This is a genomic window from Methylobacterium mesophilicum SR1.6/6 (genome assembly GCF_000364445.2).
In the GTDB taxonomy this organism is placed as follows: domain Bacteria; phylum Pseudomonadota; class Alphaproteobacteria; order Rhizobiales; family Beijerinckiaceae; genus Methylobacterium; species Methylobacterium mesophilicum_A.
Genome location: NZ_CP043538.1, coordinates 1,195,161 through 1,213,835 on the forward strand (window position 1 = coordinate 1,195,161; position 18,675 = coordinate 1,213,835).

Sequence of the window (18,675 nt, forward strand, 5' to 3'; positions counted from 1 at the left end):
CCCGCATGACCGTCGATATCGCGCCCTCCGAGCCCGTCGCGGGCACCACCGGCAAGCCGCCGCTGGAGATCCTGCTCTGTGCACCCCGCGGCTTCTGCGCCGGCGTGGTGCGGGCCATCGACGTGGTGGAGCGGGCTCTCGCCATCTACGGGCCGCCCGTCTACGTCCGCCACGAGATCGTCCACAACAAGTACGTGGTCGAGAGCCTGAAGCGGAAGGGCGCGGTGTTCGTCCGCGAGCTCGACGAGGTGCCCGACGGCGGCGCCCCGGTGATCTTCTCCGCCCACGGCGTCGCTAAGACGGTACCGGCCAACGCCGATTCGCGCGGCCTGACCACGATCGACGCCACCTGCCCGCTGGTGACCAAGGTCCACCGCGAGGCCGAGATTCACCACAAGCGCGGCCGCCACGTGCTGCTGGTCGGCCATTCCGGCCACCCGGAGGTGGTGGGCACCATGGGCCAGCTGCCCAAGGGCTCGATCACCCTGGTGGAGGACCTCGACCAGATCGAGGCCCTGACGCCGGAGAACCCCGACAACCTCGCCTGGGTGACCCAGACGACCCTGTCGGTGGACGACACCCGGCACATCGTCGACGCGCTGAAGCAGAAGTTCCCGACCATCACCGGGCCGCACAAGGACGACATCTGCTACGCCACCACCAACCGCCAGGAGGCGGTGAAGCAGGTGGCGCCGCTGGTGGATGCGCTCATCGTGGTGGGCTCGTCCAACTCCTCGAACTCGCAGCGCCTGCGCGAGGTCGCCGAGCGGGTCGGCTGCCCGATCACCCGCCTCGTGCTCCGCGCCGAGGAGATCGACTGGCCGGCCTTCGAGGGCATCCGGAAGCTCGGCCTCACGGCCGGCGCCTCGGCTCCCGAGGTGCTGGTCGAGGAGATCATCGACGCGTTCGCGGCCCGCTACGACGTGATGGTCGACACGGTCTCGACGGTGATCGAGGACATGGTCTTCCCGCTTCCGCGGGAGCTGCGCAGCGAGGCCGCCGAGTAGGCAGCCGCGATCAGGCAGCCTGGACACAGGCGCGGCAGGCTTTATGCGGGGGCGCTTCGGCGCCCCTCGTCGTATCGAAGTTCCAAAAATTCAGAGCGCAACACGTGGCCGTCTACACCGAGGTATCCGACGCGGCGCTCGCCGACTTCCTGTCCGCCTACGCGATCGGCGGCCTGCTCTCCTACAAGGGCATCGCCGAGGGGGTCGAGAACTCGAACTTCTTCCTGCACACCACCGACGGTTCCTACATCCTGACCCTCTACGAGAAGCGGGTCCGCGAGCAGGATCTGCCGTTCTTCATCGGGTTGATGGAGCACCTCTCGGCCCGCGGCCTCGCCTGCCCGCAGCCGGTGCGGGACCGGGCCGGCACCGCGCTCGGACGCCTGTGCGGGCGGCCCGCCGCCATCGTGAGCTTCCTGGAGGGCGTCTCGGTCAAGGCGCCGGGGGTGGAGCATTGCCGGGAACTCGGCCGCGCGCTCGCCGCGCTGCACGAAGCCGGCCGGGATTTCACCATGGTGCGGGAGAACAACCTCTCGGTCTCCTCCTGGCGCCCGCTCTTCGTGCAGGCCGAGGCGCAGGCCGATTCGGTCGAGCCCGGCCTCGCGGAGCGCACCCGCGCCGACCTCGTTTTCCTGGAGTCGCACTGGCCCCGGGATCTGCCGGGCGGGGTAATCCACGCGGACCTCTTCACCGACAACGTCTTCTTCATCGGCGATGCCCTGTCGGGCCTCATCGACTTCTACTTCGCCTGCACGGACGCCTTCGCGTACGACCTCGCGGTGTGCCTTAACGCCTGGTGCTTCGAGGCCGACGGCACCTTCCATCGCGACATGGCGGCGGCGCTGATCGCCGGCTACGAGGCCGTGCGGCCCCTGGAGGCCGCCGAGGTCGCGGCCCTGCCGATCCTGTGCCGGGGGGCGGCGCTCCGGTTCATGCTGACCCGGCTGGTGGACTGGCTGAACGTTCCGCCCGGCGCCCTGGTGAAGCCGAAGGACCCGCGGGAATTCGATCGCCGGCTCACCTTCCACCGGCAGGCGCGGGATGCGCGGGATTACGGGCGGCAGGGCTGAGGGCGGCAGGGTCGAGGACGGGATGAGCACCGAGGGGACGGGGGCCGCCGCGGCCGAGCCGAAGCGCGTGACGATCTACACGGACGGCGCCTGCTCGGGGAATCCCGGGCCGGGCGGCTGGGGGGCGATCCTGATCTTCGGCGACACCCAGAAGGAGCTGTCGGGGGGCGAGGCCCACACCACCAACAACCGCATGGAGATCCTGGCGGCGATCGAGGCGCTGGAGGCGCTGAAGCGTCCCTGCCGGGTCGACCTGTTCACGGACTCGCAGTACCTGCGTCAGGGCATCACCGGCTGGATCCACAATTGGAAGGCTCGGGGCTGGCGCACGGCCGACAAGAAGCCGGTGAAGAACGAGGATCTCTGGCGCCGGATCGACGCCGCCCGCGAGCGCCACGACGTGGCATGGCACTGGGTGAAGGGCCACGCCAGCGACCCGCTCAACAACCGGGTCGACGCGCTGGCGGTCGCCGCGATGCTGCCGTTCAAGCGACGCTGAACAGCAGTTCCGCCCGGAGCCGGACCGGTCAGTCGGTCGTCCCGTCCAACCCCAGCCAGTGGCGACCGTCGCGGGCCAGCAGGTCGTCGGCCTCCTTCGGGCCGGTGCTGCCGGCCGGGTAGAACGCGACATCCCCCTGCGGCCAGCCCTTGAGCAGCGGGTCGACCGCCGCCCAGCCGGCCTCGATGTTGTCGGCCCGCTGGAACAGGGTCGCGTCGCCGATCATGCAATCGTACAGCAGGGTCTCGTAGCCGACATTGGGCTGGTCCGGAAAGAAGTCCTTGTAGCGGAAGCCGGAGCGCACCCGGCCGATCTTCATCTGCGGCCCCGGCACCTTCACGTTGAACTCGGTGCTGACCCCGTGGTCGGGATCGATCAGGATCCGCATCACGGTGGGCCCGAGGTCGGCGGTGGGCGTGTCCTCGAACATCCTGAACGGGGCCGGCTTGAACAGCACCGCGACCTCGGTGCGCCGGCCGGTCATGCGCTTGCCGGTGCGGACGTAGAACGGCACGCCCGCCCAGCGCCAGTTCTCGATGTTGAGCTTCAACGCGATGTAGGTCTCGGTCACGGAATCCTTCGCCACGTGCGGCTCGTCCCGGTAGGCCGGCACGTTGCGGCCCTCCGAGGTTCCGGCCGTGTACTGGCCGCGCACCGCGTCCCCGGGCGGGATCGGCCTCACGGCCTCGGCGAGCTTGGCCTTCTCGCTGCGCACCGCCTCCGCGTCGAAGGAGTTCGGCGGCTCCATGGCGACCATGCAGAGGAGCTGGAACATGTGGTTCGGCACCATGTCGCGCAGCGCCCCGGTGGGCTCGTAGAACCCGCCGCGCTCCTCGACGCCCACCGTCTCGGCGGCGGTGATCTGGATGCTGTCGATGTATTCCCGTCGCCAGACCGGCTCCAGCAGGCCGTTGGCGAAGCGGAACGCCATGATCGACTGGACCGTCTCCTTTCCCAGGAAATGGTCGATCCGGTAGAACTGGCTCTCGTCGCCCTGCTTCAGGATGCGGGCGTTGAGGTCCCGGGCCGAGGCGAGGTCGGAGCCGAACGGCTTTTCGATGACCACCCGGCGGAAACGGTCGCCCTCTTGGCGGAGCAGGCCGGCCTGGCCGAGCCCGTCCACGATCGTCCCGAAGAAGCGCGCCGCCACCGCGCAGTAGAACACCGCGCTGCCCGTCACCCGCTCCCTGATGGCGGCGAACGTCTCGGGCTTCTCGAAGTCGCCCTTCAGGTAGTGCAGCCGGTCGCGGATGAAGCCCCAGCTCTTCGCGTCGATGTGGTCGGCGTGGAACTCGGAGGTCGGATCCTTGCTGAACGCCTCCATGGTCTGGGTGAGGCTGTCGCGAAGGCCCTCGTCGGTGCCGTCGTTGTGGTCGACGCCGAGGATGGAAAACCCTTCGGGCAGCAGCCCCGCGCCCGCGAGGTTGTAGAGCGAGGGCATCAGCAATCGCTTGGTCAGGTCGCCGCCCGCGCCGAAGATCACCAGCGTGCAGGGCGGCGCCGGCTTCGTGCCGCAGGCCGCCTTGTCCTTGAGGGTCGTCGTCGGCTCGGCCATCCCTGCCTCCCGTCCGGCTGCGCTGCAGCAAACCGGCGGGACAACCCGCTGCGGCGGGGCCCGTTCCGGGGCGCGTGGGGTCCGGCCCCAGAGTCGTTCCCGATCGGGCTGTGACAGTGTCGATGGCCGTGCCGAACGAGGCGTGGGTCCCCGCTTCCGAGCGGGCTTGCGGATTCACAGATCGGGCTCGGGATCGTTGTCAGGTCGATTGACCGGGATGTCCACGCGCCCTCCCTCCCCCCTCTGCGGGGGAGGGTGGCCCTCGCGTCAGCGAGGGTCGGGAGAGGGGAACCCGGCGTCAGGATTGAGCGCGGCCTTCACACGGCGCAGAGCCTTGTTCTGCAGCGTCGCTCCCCTCTCCCGACCCCCTTCGGGGGCCACCCTCCCCCGCAGAGGGGGGAGGGAGACGCGCGGGACCGTTCAGCCACTCTCCGAACCCGATCGAGACGGCCTCAGCCGACCGCGTCCTCCACCAGGATCTCGCGCTTGCCGGCTTGGTTGGCCGGGCCGACGATGCCCTCGACCTCCATCCGCTCCATCAGCGAGGCGGCACGGTTGTAGCCGATCTGCAGCCGGCGCTGGATATAGCTGGTCGAGGCCTTCTGGTCGCGCAGCACCACCTGGACGGCCTGCTCGTAGAGATCGCCGCCGGCCTCGCCGAAGGAGCCCTGGTCGAAGACCGCGCCGTCGAGTTCGAGCTCGGCCGCGCCGGCCTTGCCCTTGGCGGCTCCCTTCTCGGGCGCGCCCTCCTCGTCATCCGCCGTGACGGCGTCGAGGTAGCTGGGCCGGCCCTGGCGCTTGAGGTGCGCCACGACGGTCTCGACCTCGCTGTCCGAGCAGAACGGCCCGTGCACCCGCGTCGTGCGCCCGCCGCCGGCCATGAACAGCATGTCGCCCTGGCCCAGAAGCTGCTCGGCGCCCATCTCGCCGAGAATGGTGCGCGAGTCGATCTTGCTGGTCACCTGGAAGCTGATCCGGGTCGGGAAGTTGGCCTTGATCGTGCCGGTGATCACGTCCACCGACGGGCGCTGGGTCGCCATGATCAGGTGGATGCCCGCCGCCCGCGCCATCTGCGCCAGACGCTGGATCGCCCCCTCGATGTCCTTGCCGGCCACCATCATCAGGTCGGCCATCTCGTCCACCACGATCACGATGTACGGCAGCGGCGCGAGGTCCATCGCCTCGTCCTCGTACACCGCCTCGCCGGTATGGCGGTCGAAGCCGGTCTGCACGGTCCGGGTCAGCACCTCGCCGCGCTCCGCCGCCTCGGCGACCCGGGCGTTGTAGCCGTCGATATTCCGGACGGCGATCTTGGCCATCTTCTTGTAGCGCTCCTCCATCTCGCGCACAGCCCACTTGAGGGCGATGACCGCCTTCTTGGGGTCGGTGACGACCGGCGAGAGCAGGTGCGGGATGCCGTCGTAGACCGACAGCTCCAGCATCTTGGGGTCGACCATGATCAGGCGGCACTCCTCGGGCTTGAGCCGGTAGAGCAGGCTGAGGATCATGGTGTTGATCGCCACCGACTTGCCCGAGCCGGTGGTGCCGGCGACCAAGAGGTGCGGCATGCGCGCGAGGTCGGCGATGATCGGCTCGCCGCCGATGTTCTTGCCGAGGCACAGCGCAAGCTTGTGCTTGCTCTCGGCGAAGTCCGTGGAGGCCAGAAGCTCGCGCAGGTAGACCGTCTCGCGCTTGGCGTTCGGCAATTCGATGCCGATCGCGTTCCGGCCGGGGACGACCGCGACGCGGGCCGAGACCGCCGACATCGACCGCGCGATGTCGTCGGCGAGCGCGATGACGCGGCTGGACTTGGTGCCCGGTGCGGGCTCGAGCTCGTAGAGGGTGACGACCGGCCCGGGCCGCACCGCCAGGATGTCGCCGCGCACGCCGAAATCGCCCAGCGTCGCCTCGAGCAGCGTGGCGTTCTGCTCCAGGGAATCCGCCGAGATCAGGCTCGCCTGCGAGGGGCCGCGGGGGGCGGCCAGCAGGTCGAGGGCCGGCAGGGCGTAATCCTCGGGATGGACCGGCGGCGCCGGCGCCCGGCGGGCCGGCACGGGGGCCGCGGCCGGCGGCGCGACGCGGGAAGCCGCCGGCTCGGGCCGGAGTGCGGCGGGGCGCGGGGGCTCGAAGGCATCCGCATCGTCATCGTCGTCGTGCGTGATGGCTGCCCGCCGGACGGGTTCGGCCGCCGCGGGGACCTCGTCCTCCACGGCGAAGACCGGCTCGCGCCGGCCCGCACCGGGCCGGGACCCTGCCGGCATGGAGGCGGCCACGGGAGCGGCCACGGGAGCGGCCATGTGGGCGGGTACGTGGTCGGCCCAGGGCAGGTCGGCATCCGTGAAGGCGCGGCGGGCCGCGAGCGCCGGCGAGGCGCCGTCGAAGGGCTCGGCCCGGCCCTGGCGCCACGCGGCGATCCGGTCGCCCACGGCGAGCCGCAGCCCCATCAGGCCCTGCGCCAGGGCGCCGACGCCGACGAGGCCGAGGCCCGGTTCGTCGGCATCCTCGCGCTCGTCGCGGCCTGACCCGCGGCCCGTGTCGCGTCCCGATTGCCGCCCCAGGTCGCGGCCGTTGGCAGGCCCGCGCCGGACCGGGTAGGGCTCGTCGTGAAAGGGGTCGTCCTCGACGGCGCCGAACCGGCAGGCACCGGTCAGGCTGAGGATCGCCACGGCGGCGTAGACGAATCCGACGAGGTGGGCCGCCGCCGACGAGACCGCTCCGACGATCACCCGGGCCATCGACAGCAGGCCGTCGCCGGCCACCCCGCCGAGGCCCGTGGGCAGCGGCCAGCGCGTCGTGGGCGGCAGCGCGCTCGCCACCGCGCTCGCCGCGCAGAAGCCGATGATCCAGAGGGCGATGCGCATCCCCCCGTCGGGCAGGTCGCGCTCGCGCATCAGCCGCACGCCCCAGAGGGCCGGGGGCAGCACGAAGGCGAGGGAGCCGAGGCCGAGGATCTGCATGGCGAGGTCGGCCAGCACGGCCCCCGGCTGGCCGAGCACGTTGTGGGCGGCGTGGTCGGTGGCGTGATTCAGGCTCGGGTCGTCGATCGACCACGTGGCCAGCGCCACCGTGAGCGCCACCGCGCCGGTGAACAGCACGAGCCCGCCGAGTTCCGTCAGGCGCTTGCCCAGGAACGGGCGCACGCTGTCGACGAAGGTGTCGTAGGGCGATGCGGGACGGCGGAGCGAGCGCATGCGGGACCGGACGCAGGACGGGGACTTACCCGGAAGGCTAGGCACGGCCCCCTTAACGAGCCGCTAAGGTTGAGGAAGGCTGACCGGCTCCGGGCCGCACATCCCCAAGCCGCGCATCTCCAAGCCGTCGTTCCTGAGCCGTCGCCCCCGTTCCGGTGGGTGCAAAAGCCGCCCCTCTGTGGCACAGGACCGGTCATGAACATCGACGGCCAGCCCTACCGCACGATCTTCCCGGACCCGGACGGCGTCAGCGTCCAGGTGATCGACCAGACGCGCCTGCCCTTCGCCTTCGTGCTGAAGCGGCTGGCCACCCTGGAGGACGCCGCCGTGGCGATCCGCACCATGATCGTGCGCGGCGCGCCGTTGATCGGGGTCACCGCGGCCTACGGGCTGGCGCTGGCCATGCGGGCGGATGCCTCCACGGACGGGATCGACCGGGCGGTGGCGACGCTCGCCGCGACGCGGCCCACGGCGATCAACCTGCGCTGGGCGCTCGACCGGGTCTCCGCCAACCTGCGGCAGGTCGCGCCGGACGAGCGCTTCACCCGCGCCTTCGCGGAGGCGGGCCGCATCGCCGAGGAGGACGTGGCGAGCTGCCGCTCCATCGGCGCCCATGGCGGCCAGATCATCGCCGACCTGCACGCGGCCAAGGGTAGTTCGATGGGCAGGCCCATCACCGTGCTGACCCATTGCAACGCCGGCTGGCTCGCCACGGTGGATTGGGGCACGGCGCTCGCGCCGATCTACGCGGCCCACGAACGGGGCGTGCCGGTGCACGTGCTGGTCGACGAGACCCGGCCGCGCAGCCAGGGCGCTGCGCTCACCGCCTTCGAGCTGAACGGCCACGGCGTGCCCCACACGGTGATCGCCGACAATGCCGGCGGCCACCTGATGCAGCACGGCCAGGTCGATCTCTGCATCGTCGGCTCGGATCGGACGACGGCGAGCGGAGACGTCTGCAACAAGATCGGCACCTACCTGAAGGCGCTGGCCGCCCACGACACCGGCGTTCCGTTCTACGCGGCGCTGCCGTTCTCGACGATCGACTGGACGCTCGACGACGGGGTGAAGGAAATCCCGATCGAGGAGCGCGACGGGCGCGAGGTCACCCACATGACCGGACGTCTGGCCGACGGCGGCTTCGCCACGATCGAGGTGGTTTCGCCGGGCAGCCCGGTGGCGAACCCCGCCTTCGACGTGACGCCGGCGCGCCTCGTGACCGGGATCATCACCGAGCGCGGCGTCTGCGCGGCGAGCCGCGAGGGGCTGTACGGGCTGTACCCGGAGCGCCGGCAGGCGGCGTGAGGATTGGGCCCGCGAGGGCCAGAACTGACGGGGCCGGTCGGCTCACGGCGCCCACTGATGGAACACGGCGCTGTCGAAGGCGAAGACCGGCTCGCCCCGCTGGTTCACCCCGGTGTTGCGGGCGAACGCCAGACCCCAGCCGGGCCGCGAGGCCGAGGCCCGCTTGTCGGTGAGCTTGGCGCTGAACCGCACCGTGTCGCCCGCGTAGACGGGCTTCAGCCAGCGCAGGTTCTTGAACCCGGGGGAGGGGCCGGCCGCGGGGACCGGACCCCGGCGCGCCGTGTAGGCGGCGTCGCGGGCACGGGTCGTGAGCATGCGGTTCATGTAGGCGGCGGTGGTGTGCCAGCCGGAGGCGCACAGGCCACCGAAATGGCTGCGCTTGGCCGCGTCGTGGTCGAGGTGGAAGGCCTGCGGGTCGTAGGCCCGCGCGAAGGCCACGATCGCCTCGGCGCTGAACGGGTAGGCGCCGAGCTCCCGCACGGCGCCGATCTCGGCATCGCGCAGGAACGGCAGGATCTCGGCATCCTCGGGCTCGGCGACGGGGGCCGGCTCGCCGATCGCCACGGGGCGCGGGGGCAGGGGATCGGTGCCGCGCCGGGCCAGCATGAAGGTGAAGCGCTGGGTCAGCACCGTCTCCGCCCGCTGGTTGCCGAGGGCGACCTCGGCGGTGACGAAGCCGAGCCCGGGCTTCGAGGCCGAGTCGCGGATCCCGGCGACCCGGAAGGTCAGCGTCAGGGCGTCGCCTGGCAGCACCGGCGCGAGCCAGCGCAGCTCGTCGATCCCCGGCGCGCCCAGCGACGAGCCGCCCTTGAACGGGCCCTGCTGGAGCAACCGCATGCCGAGCGCGGCCGTGTGCCACCCCGAGCCGATCAGCCGGCCCACGAAGGTCGTCTCCGCCGCCGCCTCGTCGAGGTGGAAGGGCTGGAAGTCGAAGTCTCGCGCGAAGCCCACGATGGCGTCGCGGGTGACCGTCAGCGGCGCGCCGACGATCACGTCGCCGACGGAGAAGTCTTCGAGGGCGGGGTCCGGCATGGCAGGCTCTTCCAGAGGGCGGGCTCTTCCAGGGAGGATCAGTTGGCGAAGCGGAAGTGCAGCACGTCGCCGTCCTGCACCACGTACTCCTTGCCCTCCAGCCGCAGCTTGCCGGCGTCCCGGGCGCCGGACTCGCCGTTCAGCGCCGTGTAGTCCTTGAACGCGATCGTCTCGGCCCGGATGAAGCCCTTCTCGAAATCCGAGTGGATCACCCCGGCCGCGCCCGGCGCGCGGGTGCCCCGGGTGATCGTCCAGGCGCGAGCCTCCTTGGGGCCGACCGTGAAGTAGGTGACGAGGCCCAAGAGGTCGTAGCCGGCGCGGATCACCCGGTTGAGGCCGGGCTCGGCAAGCCCCACCGCCTCCAGGAACTCGGCCTGGTCGGCCTCCGCCATCACGGCGATCTCGCTCTCGATCTTGGCCGAGACCACCACCGCCACGGCGCCCTCCGCCTTGGCGCGGGCGAAGACCGCGTCGGAGTAGGCGTTGCCCTTGTCGGCGTCGCCCTCGTCGACGTTGCAGACATAGAGGACGGGCTTGGCGGTCATCAGGCCGAGCGACTGGAACAGCTTCTCCTCGTCGGGCTTACGCTCCACGAGGCGGGCGGGCTTGCCGTCGCGCAGCAGCGGGAGCGCCCGGTTGACGAGGTCGAGGGTCTCCTTGGCCTCCTTGTCGGTGCCCTTGGCCTTCTTCTCCAGCGACTGGGCGCGGCGCTCCAGGCTGTCGAGGTCGGCGAGCATCAGCTCGGTCTCGATCGTCTCGATGTCGGCGGCCGGATCGACCTTGCCCTCCACGTGGGTGACGTCGCCGTCCGTGAAGCAGCGGACCACGTGGGCGATGGCGTCGACCTCGCGGATGTTGGCCAGGAACTGGTTGCCCAGCCCCTCGCCCTTGGAGGCGCCCCGCACCAGCCCGGCGATGTCCACGAAGGTCAGCCGCGTCGGGATGATCTCCTTCGACGACGCGATCCGGGCGAGATCGGTCAGCCGCGGGTCCGGCACCGCCACCTCGCCGACATTCGGCTCGATGGTGCAGAACGGGTAATTGGCCGCCTGGGCCGCCGCCGTCTGCGTCAGCGCGTTGAAGAGGGTCGACTTGCCGACGTTCGGCAGGCCGACGATGCCGCATTTGAAGCCCATAGGTCCGTTCCGTGATCAGGTCCGCCGCAGCACGTCATCGGGCGACGTGCGGAAAGGGTTGATGAGGGTGAGGCCGTCGAACACGGCGCCATGTGCCATGTCCTCGGTCAGGAAGTAGCGGCATCCAGCGAGCTGGGCCGCAGCCACTAGGAGGCAGTCGCACCACTGATAGCCGAGATTCTTGCGAACGAGCCACGCCAGTTCGGTGTCATCTTGATCGATCGGGCGCGCTCCCCAGGCCCTGATCGTCTCAACCTCAGTCTGGATGTCGCCCAGCGAGCGCCCCGGCTCGTTCTTGAGGATCCAGCGCGTCAGCTCGTTGAGAACCTGAAGATTCGTGCGGGCGCAGCCCGAATCGGTGATGGCAGCCAGCCACGCCCGTGCGCGTTCGCGCTTGTCGGCGTTTCGATTGTCGCGTGCGTAAACCAACACATTCGTATCGATGAAGATCGGCTCAATCGTGAAGTTCTTCGCGCGAGGGTGCTTTGCCGTTCTCGTCCGTCAGATGCATGAGGGGACCGGCCAGAAAGCGGTCGAGCGCCTCACGCTGCGTCAGCGGCCGGCCGACGCGCTGCTCGACGGCTTCGGCGATGAAGCGCGACAGGCTCTTGCCGTCGCGTGCGGCCGCCACGCGCGCCCGCTGCAGCAGGGCCTCGCTCATCGTCACGGTGACGTTCTTCATGGCAGCCTCACAGCTGAACCATATCGTGTCCTCGTGTTTTCGTGTCAATTTCTGGCGCCGAGCGTCTTCACGTCGTCCCAGCCGAGGCCCGCCATGGCGAGGTGGACCTTGTTCTGGAAGCTCGCGTCCTCGCCCGAGGCCAGCAGGGCGGCGTGGTCGGCGATCGCTTGGGCGAGATCCTCGACCCAGGGCTGCTCGGCCTTGCCGAAATCGTTGAGCACGTAAGAGTGCACCAGCGCCTTGTCGCCGGGATGGCCGATGCCGAGCCGGACCCGGCGATAGTCGTTGCCGCATTGCGCGGTGATCGAGCGCAGGCCGTTATGGCCGGCATTGCCGCCGCCGACCTTCACCCGCAGCTTGGCGGGGGCGAGGTCGAGCTCGTCGTGGAGCACGATCACGTCGGCGAGGGGGATCTTGTAGAAGCGCTGCGCCTCCGCGACCGCGCGGCCCGACTCGTTCATGAAGGTCGTGGGCTTCAGCAGGATCGCCCGCTCTGTGCCGAGCACGACCTCGGCGGCCTCGCCCTGGAAGCGGTGGCGGAACGGGCTCGCCCGGTGCTGGCGGGCGATCGCGTCGACGGCCAGGAAGCCGATATTGTGCCGGTTGCCCGCGTAGCGCGCGCCCGGATTGCCGAGGCCGACGATCAGCCGCATGGTGGTGCATCCCTTGTCCGGCCGCGGTCTGTGGCACGCTTCGGCGCGGGACGCACCCCCGTCCAAGTCCCCTCCAAGTTCCGTTCGATCGGACCGAGGCGCCTGATCTCGCTGCCGAGCCGTATCCCGCCGTGCGCCAGCACACGGCGACGCGCGAACCGGAGGCAGAGTATTGCCGTTGAGAGGTCACATTCGGCCAAGCAAAGCCCGCGTGATCGAGACCGCCGAACCGACGATCTTCTTCACCCGACACGGCTGACCGGATGGCTTCCCGATGAAGTCATGCGAAGACGTTCGGAGATCATCATGAGAACCCGCCTGCTCGCTGCCGCCGCCCTCGCCGCCGCGGTCGCCACCCCGGCCCTCGCGCAGGGCCTGGATTCCAGGCATTCGCCCTACCCGGCCGCGGCCTATTCCGGTTGGGTCGGCAACGCCCCGGTCGCGCGCGCTCCCGCCGCCTACGCCCGGCCGCCCGCCTACCGCTACGCCGGTTCGCATGCCGGCGGCCCGGCCAACGCCCTGCCGCGGTTCTGAGACGGTTGCCGGTCGGACGCTTCGGTTGAGGCGTCCCCGACCGTCATCACGAGTGGAGCGAGGTGACCCAGAGCAGCGCGGCCTCGATGACGGCGGCGCCAGCGGGATCGCTTCGCTCCGCTCGCAGGGCCGGCGGTGCCAAAATCATCGTCTGACGCGACGAGCCGTCCGGGGGCGGCAGCCCCTTCGGACGTGGGCCTTCGTCACGATACCCCGGAGGCCGCACTGTCCCGGATCCGATCCCGCCCGTCCGCCGCGGTCCCTCGGCGGATCTCCGCGGGCCGCAGGGTCCCGACGAGAAGATCGACCTGGCTGATCAGCCGGATAAAGGATTGCCTCCGGTCGAGCCCGGGCCGCTCCGGGAGCGGCCGGTCCGCACCGAGGGCCGCCAGCGTCGCGGTGATCCAGTCGCGCCACGTCTCCGCCTCCGGATCGGCGGCCTCCGGCGCGTGCCGCAGGACGGTGAGCCGGGCGCTGATCCGGCGCAGGGTCGCGTCGGCCACGAGGGCGGCTTCCACCTCCGGATGGTGCCCGGCCCGGGGCTGCTGCAGGGCGCGGGACAGCGCCGCCTCCAGATCGTTGAGGGCGAGGCCGGCCGCGCGGGTCGTGGCCAGGATCGCGGCCTCCCGCTCCGCTCCGGGGCCCAGGCGCAGGACGGCCTCGGCGAAGCCCGCATGGGCCGTGAGCGCCCGGCGCAACTCCTGGCGGACCTGATCGGGCTCCCAGATCGGCCAGAGCACGAGGCAGCTCGCAACCGCGATCAGCCCGCCCAGCACCGTGAATCCGGCCCGCATGGCGACGATCTCCCAGGAGCTGTGGCCGGGCTCCAGCAGCTCCACCAGCAGCACCACGAGGGGCGTCAGGCAGGCGACGAAGAAGCCGTAGGAGATCTGGCGCGCCGCGAAGCCCACGATGCTGAGCACGAGGATCAGCCCGGCCTCGCTGAGCGGGGTGGTGGCGTAGTAGGCCAGCACCGCACCCACGAGGCCGCCCAGCACCGTGCCGCCGATCCGCTCCAGGGCCCGCTGCCACGTCGCCGCGTAGAAGGGCTGCATGGTCAGCACCACCGTCATCACCAGCCAGTGCGTGAAGGCGCCCGCGTAGGTCAGGGTGGCGGCCAGCGCCGGCGCCGCCACCGCGCTCGCCCGCAGGGCGTGCCGCAGGTTCGGCGAGGCGAGGGTGAAGTTCTGCCGCAGCGGCCCGACATAGCGCGTCCAGCGGTCGAGGCGGCCGCCCTCGGTGAGCGTGCCGCCGGGCCGGTAGCCCTCCGGGGTCGAGAGCTTGGCGCCGATCCGCACGCGCCCGACGATCCGGTCCGCGAGATGCGCCAGGGTCGGATCCGCCGACAGGCCCTCCGCGGCCCGGGCGATGGAATGTTCGAGCCGGCCCAGATCGAGGTTGGCATCGTCGCGGATCGCCCGGGCGATGGTCACCAGGAGCGGCCGCAGGCGCCGCAGGAACAGCTTGGCCAGCGCCCGGCGCTCCGGCCCCGGCCGGCTGTCGATCAGTTCGCCGACCGCGATCAGGGCGGAGAAGATCTGCTCGGCGCTCTCCAGGCGCAGGAGGGCCTGGCCGGTGCGGTCCGAGACGCGCTCCCGGGAGCGGGCGAGGTCGAGGATCATGGTCCGCGCGGTCTCGATGCTGGTCCGCACGCCCCGCCGGTGGTCGCGGGCGTGCCCGTCGAAGGCTTCCGCGTCGGGCTCCGGCAGGGCGACGAGCCGCTCGAGGTCGCCGCAGAGCCGCGCGAGGCCGCGCCAGACCTCGGCCACCGCCCGGTGGGCAGGCCGGTAGGGATGCAACCGCCAGATGACCAGGGCCAGGAACGTCGCCCAGAGCCCGCCCGCCGCGAACATCGCGACGGTGGTGGCGGCCTGCGCCAGGGTCAGCGGCCGGTCGAGGGCGATGCACAACACGACCACCAGCACGTTGCCGGCGGCCTGCGCCTGCACGCTCCAGACCCGGGCGTAGGCGCAGGCGAAGATCAGCCCGCAGGCCACCGGGACGACCACGGGCAGGCCCAGGGGCTTGATCAGGCCGAGGCCGGCCCAGAGCAGGCCGCCCAGGACCGAGAAGGCGGTGAGGACGCGCAGCCGCGTCCGCATCGGCCCGCCATTGTCGCAGAAGCAGGCGAGGTTGGCGGCGAGCGCCATGGTGAGCAGGGGCGGCCACTGCGCCCAGATGTTGATCAGGATGACGACGCCGAACGCGAAGGCGGCGCGCACACCTTCCACGAGCCGGACATTCCGGAGATCGAAGCCGGTCGGAAGGCGCCGCAGATCTGCGCCCGGCCGGCTGAGGCTGCCCCGTCCGGCAGCGAACCGGCGCCGGATCCGGCCTGGCAGCGGTTTCGTGGGGCTCGGCGCGGGCAACCTCGGTCTCCAGATGCGGGCGCGGCGCCCTGGCGTGAACCGTGACGCGGCCTGACCGGATCCGCCGGATCGCGCAACCCCAATCGCGCGGCCGCGCGACCGTGGGACGTCCCGGTGCGACCGCCGCGGCGGAGGCTCGGCCCGGACGCTTGACCCTCGGGCCGGCCCGTGGCTTCTGGGGCCGCCTGGCCTCCCGACTCCGTAGCTCAGCTGGATAGAGCAGCCGCCTTCTAAGCGGCAGGTCGTAGGTTCGAGCCCTACCGGGGTCGCCAGAATCAAGCCCGTCAAGTCAAGGACTTGGCGGGCTTCTCGTTGTCGCGGAAACGTCCACCGGGTGCGCAGCACGCTGCGACATGGATCGTTGTTTGCCAACGGGTTACGACGCGAGCCGGAGCGCTTGCGGGTGCTCCGTGCCAAACGGACGCAACACGGAAGACGTATCAGCACGCCGCAATCCGAAGCTCGCACTTGGTGAGACAGCGCGTCTCCACGCCTCGACATTCAGACTTGCGAGCGCTCTTCCGGCCGCTAGCTGGCGGGATTGCCGGCTCAGTCCGGTGCTTCGCGCCGGAGGATCCAATGCGCGTTCTGATGGTGGGCTATGAACCGGAGGCGGTCGACTTTTCAGACCCCGCCCTCCCACCCGGGCTGGATGCCGAGAAGATCCATCACGGGATCAAGGTTGCGCTGGAGGATATGCGCAGCCGCGGCTGGACGGCTGAGCAGTGCTTCATCCGGCCGGACGATCAGGCGGGCCCGATCCTGAAGCAGATGCTCACCTCGGGCTCCTACGACTGCCTCGTGATCGGCAACGGCGTCCGCTCCTGGCCGCGGCATCTGCCGGTGTTCGAGGTCCTGATCAATGTGGCCCGGGAGACCGCGCCGAAGGTGCCGATCGCCTTCAACACGCGGCCTGAAAACAGCGGTGATGCCGTCGAGCGGGTCTGTGGTGGGACAGTCGCCTGACCGATTCGCCTCCGACCTCGTCGCCAACAGAGCAGCACGATAAGGGCTGAGGACCTCAGGGGAGTGGTCGTTGGTTCGAACGGCACAAGCCCGGCCAAGGCACTGGATCTCCGCGGAGGCATGGCGGACTATCCCTCCACAGAGAGGCGCGCCTGAGCGCCCGTGTCAGGGAGGGATCCATGAGCCTGCTCAAAGCCAAAGGCATCGCTGCTGTCGCCATAATGGCGGCGACCGGAGGGTGGTTCGCAGCCCAGACATCCTCGGGCGCATTCGGCCGCGAACCGCGCTTCCCTCAGCTGACGATGGATCAGCTCACGCCGGCTCAGCGTCCGCTCGGCGAGAAGATCATGAAGATCTCCAGCGTGGGGATCGGCGGCCCCTACAACCCGATGATCCGCAGCCCCGAGATGGCGCAGCGGATGTACGACCTCCTCGACTACCTGCGCTGGCACACCTCTGTGCCGACACGGCTGAACGAATTCGCCATTCTGATCCAGGGACGGCTCTGGCGCTCACAGGTCGAGTGGTACGCCCACTATCCTTTGGCGATCAAAGCCGGCCTCTCCGAACAAGTTGCAGCCGACCTGAAGGCCAACAAGCGCCCCGAGAGCATGAAGCCCGACGAGGCCGTGGTGTACGATTTCTGCATGGAGCTCTCCACGCAGCATGCGATCTCTGACGAGACCTTCGCCCGTGCCAAGGAGGTTCTCGGTGAGCAGGGCGTCGTCGACCTGACCGCACTCACCGGAACCTACGTGACGGTCGCCATGCTGCTGAGCATGGCTGAAGAGACTGTCCCGCCCGGCAAGGAGCCGCCGTTCAAGCCGGGTGATCGATAGGCAAAACAGGTCGGCCTTCTACATCCCGGCTCACCGGTCTGCCGGCGAACCAAGCCGCTATGCGGGCGAGCTGGCGACCGAATTCATCCGCGGAAGGCCTGAGGCGCGCATTCCTTACGGGCGCCGCCCACTCGTCCTCGCCACCGCTGGCGCATCGGCGATAGCCGGAGTGTCCATGTCGCCACCGGCACCTCGCCACGTCCCAGCGACGACAGCGCGCTCGACGAGTCCGCTCTCGCGCGCGGCCAAACGCAGCGGATCTCCGCTTTGGCTGATCTCGAACCCACCCTCACGCGCAGCCATGCCCAGACCGGATACACCGCATGGGACACACAGGGCGCTTGCAGGACGCCAGCACCGGTTTGCAGCCGGGCTTGGGCAACCTACGATCTGTCGCGTCGTTGCCCTGCTGACCAAAGCAGGCGGTACGGCCGCAGGAGACACGGCTATGCGCTGCCGAGCAGCTGTTGTTCTGGCTCTTGTCGTTGGCGTACAGGCGCAACCTATCCGCGCGCAGACCCAGGAGGAGGAGGCCCTGGCCCTGCTCCGGGCATCCAGCGCGCAGTCAGCCATCATCACGTTCTGCGGTAAGCACTTTGCGATCGACGGCACGACCGCGCTGCGGATCTCCCAGACCGCGCGCGACGTGGCGACCAAGGTACTCGGCCAAGATCGGGCGAACGCCGCCTTCAAGGACGAACTGGCGCGGCGCTATGCCGAGGTGAAGGAGGTCGGTGAGCAGCAATGGTGCGCCGACCAGCGCGATGAACTGTCGAGTGGCGAGGTCCGGATCTTCAAGGATTAGGGCGCAGGCAGAATGTGATCGGCCCGGAGCTGGCGGACCGGGAAGCCGCTCGGGTTGAGGCTCATCGCTTCATGAGCAAGGTCCTGGCTTCGTGGGCGAGGTCCTGAAGGACGACGCTCCACACATCGCCCTGGACGAGGACTGGCGCTTGAAGTGACCGACAGCACAGGCCCGACCCTGTTCGGAGCTACCGCGGCTTCCCCGCCCGTCCATCGCGGCCTCGCTCAGCGGGGGCTGACACAAGCGGAAGACGGTCGAAAACCCGCTGTCGCGAGCCCACGGTCGTCAGCGCACACTGTGTCCGGTCGTGGCGGCGGGAGCGGCGTCGGACGACGATCCCCACCGGGGTAGCCCATTCCGCTGCCCGGCGTTCCTGCCAGGCCCGCCAGCCTCGTCCGATGAGCCGTCTGCTGCGCTTTCACGCCGATCAGGGCCTGCCTTTCCTTCTGAGCCCGGAGGTAAGCCAGGCGCCGCTGATGCCGGATTATGCGCGCGCGCGCATACCGAGCGTGTCGCCGCGCTTGAGCCGTCCGGCGCGCGTGACTTGCCTTAGACCGGACCGCACGCGCGAGCCCCCCTTCATACTCCCGCAACGCTGCGCTCTGGACCGAAGCCGGCCGCGGGGTGGGCGTGCGGACAGTTGTCACTGGGGCCGGCGCTGCTGCGGCTGCCTCGCGCTGCGCCCGCAGGTACAACGGTGTGGCGTGGGCAATCTCCAAAGCCGGCGGCGGCGAACCACAACCGTTGCAGATGGAGGCGGACAGCCGCCGCCAATTCCTCTCATCACGGTCTAGGATGTTCTTGAGGCGTGCCTCGTAGTTCGTGGCTTGGCCTTCCATCTCCCGCCCGCCTTGCGTTGCGGTGAGAGAAGCGGCCTGAGCGGCGTCTGCCATGATCAGGCTGGCTGCCATGATCGTGCGCACGAGAACGCGCATTGATGCCCCCGATTGGACCAAGCGGCCTCGGATCAGACCGACAGGCTCTTACGGCTAGGCTGGCCAGAGCGTTCCATTCAACATCGTGACGATAGGG

Annotated in this window: 16 protein-coding genes and 1 tRNA gene; 9 read left to right on the forward strand and 8 right to left on the reverse strand. The window is 70.2% G+C overall.

The window, feature by feature from the left end; genetic code table 11:
- Positions 1 to 5: 5 nt before the first annotated feature.
- The 3 genes from ispH (at position 6) to rnhA (ending at position 2,576) form a co-directional block, all read left to right on the forward strand.
- Entirely contained in the window at positions 6 to 1,007 is a 1,002-nt protein-coding gene (ispH, locus tag MMSR116_RS05440) for a 4-hydroxy-3-methylbut-2-enyl diphosphate reductase (protein ID WP_010685248.1), read from the forward strand.
- Positions 1,008 to 1,111: 104 nt separating this feature from the next.
- Positions 1,112 to 2,077, forward strand: a complete 966-nt coding sequence (locus MMSR116_RS05445) for a homoserine kinase (RefSeq protein WP_010685249.1) — start codon at positions 1,112 to 1,114, stop codon at positions 2,075 to 2,077.
- Positions 2,078 to 2,099: 22 nt separating this feature from the next.
- Complete coding sequence (gene rnhA, locus MMSR116_RS05450) at positions 2,100 to 2,576, forward strand: ribonuclease HI (RefSeq protein ID WP_010685250.1); 477 nt, start codon at positions 2,100 to 2,102, stop codon at positions 2,574 to 2,576.
- Positions 2,577 to 2,604: 28 nt separating this feature from the next.
- Here the strand turns inward: rnhA and zwf are convergent, their stop codons facing one another.
- Positions 2,605 to 4,131, reverse strand: a complete 1,527-nt coding sequence (gene zwf, locus MMSR116_RS05455; protein ID WP_010685251.1) for a glucose-6-phosphate dehydrogenase — start codon at positions 4,129 to 4,131, stop codon at positions 2,605 to 2,607.
- A 452-nt stretch (positions 4,132 to 4,583) separates the two neighbouring features.
- Positions 4,584 to 7,322 carry a DNA translocase FtsK gene (locus MMSR116_RS05460; RefSeq protein ID WP_010685252.1) on the reverse strand — a complete coding sequence of 913 codons (2,739 nt, stop codon included), beginning with the start codon at positions 7,320 to 7,322 and terminating at the stop codon, positions 4,584 to 4,586.
- 195 nt (positions 7,323 to 7,517) lie between these two features.
- Between MMSR116_RS05460 and mtnA the strand changes: the two genes are divergently transcribed.
- The gene (gene mtnA, locus MMSR116_RS05465; RefSeq protein WP_010685253.1) at positions 7,518 to 8,627 is read left to right on the forward strand and encodes an S-methyl-5-thioribose-1-phosphate isomerase; all 1,110 of its coding nucleotides are present in this window, start codon (positions 7,518 to 7,520) and stop codon (positions 8,625 to 8,627) included.
- Positions 8,628 to 8,669: 42 nt separating this feature from the next.
- Here mtnA and MMSR116_RS05470 read toward each other — a convergent pair whose 3' ends face one another.
- The 5 genes from MMSR116_RS05470 to pth are packed head-to-tail and all read right to left on the reverse strand — an operon-like array spanning position 8,670 to position 12,130.
- Entirely contained in the window at positions 8,670 to 9,659 is a 990-nt protein-coding gene (locus tag MMSR116_RS05470) for a MaoC family dehydratase (protein ID WP_010685254.1), read from the reverse strand.
- Between the two features lie 38 nt (positions 9,660 to 9,697).
- Positions 9,698 to 10,795 (reverse strand): redox-regulated ATPase YchF, encoded by a 1,098-nt coding sequence (gene ychF, locus MMSR116_RS05475; RefSeq protein ID WP_010685255.1) that lies wholly within the window; start codon positions 10,793 to 10,795, stop codon positions 9,698 to 9,700.
- A 15-nt stretch (positions 10,796 to 10,810) separates the two neighbouring features.
- Entirely contained in the window at positions 10,811 to 11,254 is a 444-nt protein-coding gene (locus tag MMSR116_RS05480; protein ID WP_039893875.1) for a PIN domain-containing protein, read from the reverse strand.
- On the reverse strand, positions 11,250 to 11,477 hold the full coding sequence (locus MMSR116_RS05485) for a hypothetical protein (protein ID WP_051072245.1): 228 nt from the start codon (positions 11,475 to 11,477) through the stop codon (positions 11,250 to 11,252). The genes MMSR116_RS05480 and MMSR116_RS05485 overlap by 5 nt, the downstream gene beginning before the upstream one ends.
- Positions 11,478 to 11,521: 44 nt before the next feature.
- A complete protein-coding gene (gene pth, locus MMSR116_RS05490) occupies positions 11,522 to 12,130 on the reverse strand; it encodes an aminoacyl-tRNA hydrolase (RefSeq protein ID WP_039893877.1) in 609 nt (202 codons plus the stop codon).
- A 306-nt stretch (positions 12,131 to 12,436) separates the two neighbouring features.
- On the opposite strand from pth, the gene MMSR116_RS05495 reads away from it, so the two are divergent.
- Complete coding sequence (locus MMSR116_RS05495) at positions 12,437 to 12,664, forward strand: hypothetical protein (protein ID WP_039893878.1); 228 nt, start codon at positions 12,437 to 12,439, stop codon at positions 12,662 to 12,664.
- Between the two features lie 203 nt (positions 12,665 to 12,867).
- On the opposite strand, the gene MMSR116_RS05500 is transcribed toward MMSR116_RS05495, so the two are convergent.
- Positions 12,868 to 15,033, reverse strand: a complete 2,166-nt coding sequence (locus MMSR116_RS05500) for an FUSC family protein (protein ID WP_039893879.1) — start codon at positions 15,031 to 15,033, stop codon at positions 12,868 to 12,870.
- A 195-nt stretch (positions 15,034 to 15,228) separates the two neighbouring features.
- Between MMSR116_RS05500 and MMSR116_RS05505 the strand changes: the two genes are divergently transcribed.
- The 4 genes from MMSR116_RS05505 to MMSR116_RS05520 all read left to right on the forward strand — a co-directional run bounded on the left by MMSR116_RS05505 (position 15,229) and on the right by MMSR116_RS05520 (position 17,643).
- Positions 15,229 to 15,305, forward strand: a tRNA-Arg gene (locus MMSR116_RS05505).
- 307 nt (positions 15,306 to 15,612) lie between these two features.
- A complete protein-coding gene (locus MMSR116_RS05510; protein WP_010685260.1) occupies positions 15,613 to 15,999 on the forward strand; it encodes a hypothetical protein in 387 nt (128 codons plus the stop codon).
- Positions 16,000 to 16,178: 179 nt separating this feature from the next.
- Positions 16,179 to 16,838: a carboxymuconolactone decarboxylase family protein gene (locus tag MMSR116_RS05515; protein ID WP_010685261.1), complete on the forward strand. Its 660-nt coding sequence runs from the start codon at positions 16,179 to 16,181 to the stop codon at positions 16,836 to 16,838.
- A gap of 448 nt (positions 16,839 to 17,286) precedes the next feature.
- A complete protein-coding gene (locus MMSR116_RS05520) occupies positions 17,287 to 17,643 on the forward strand; it encodes a hypothetical protein (RefSeq protein ID WP_010685262.1) in 357 nt (118 codons plus the stop codon).
- Positions 17,644 to 18,675 lie beyond the last annotated feature (1,032 nt).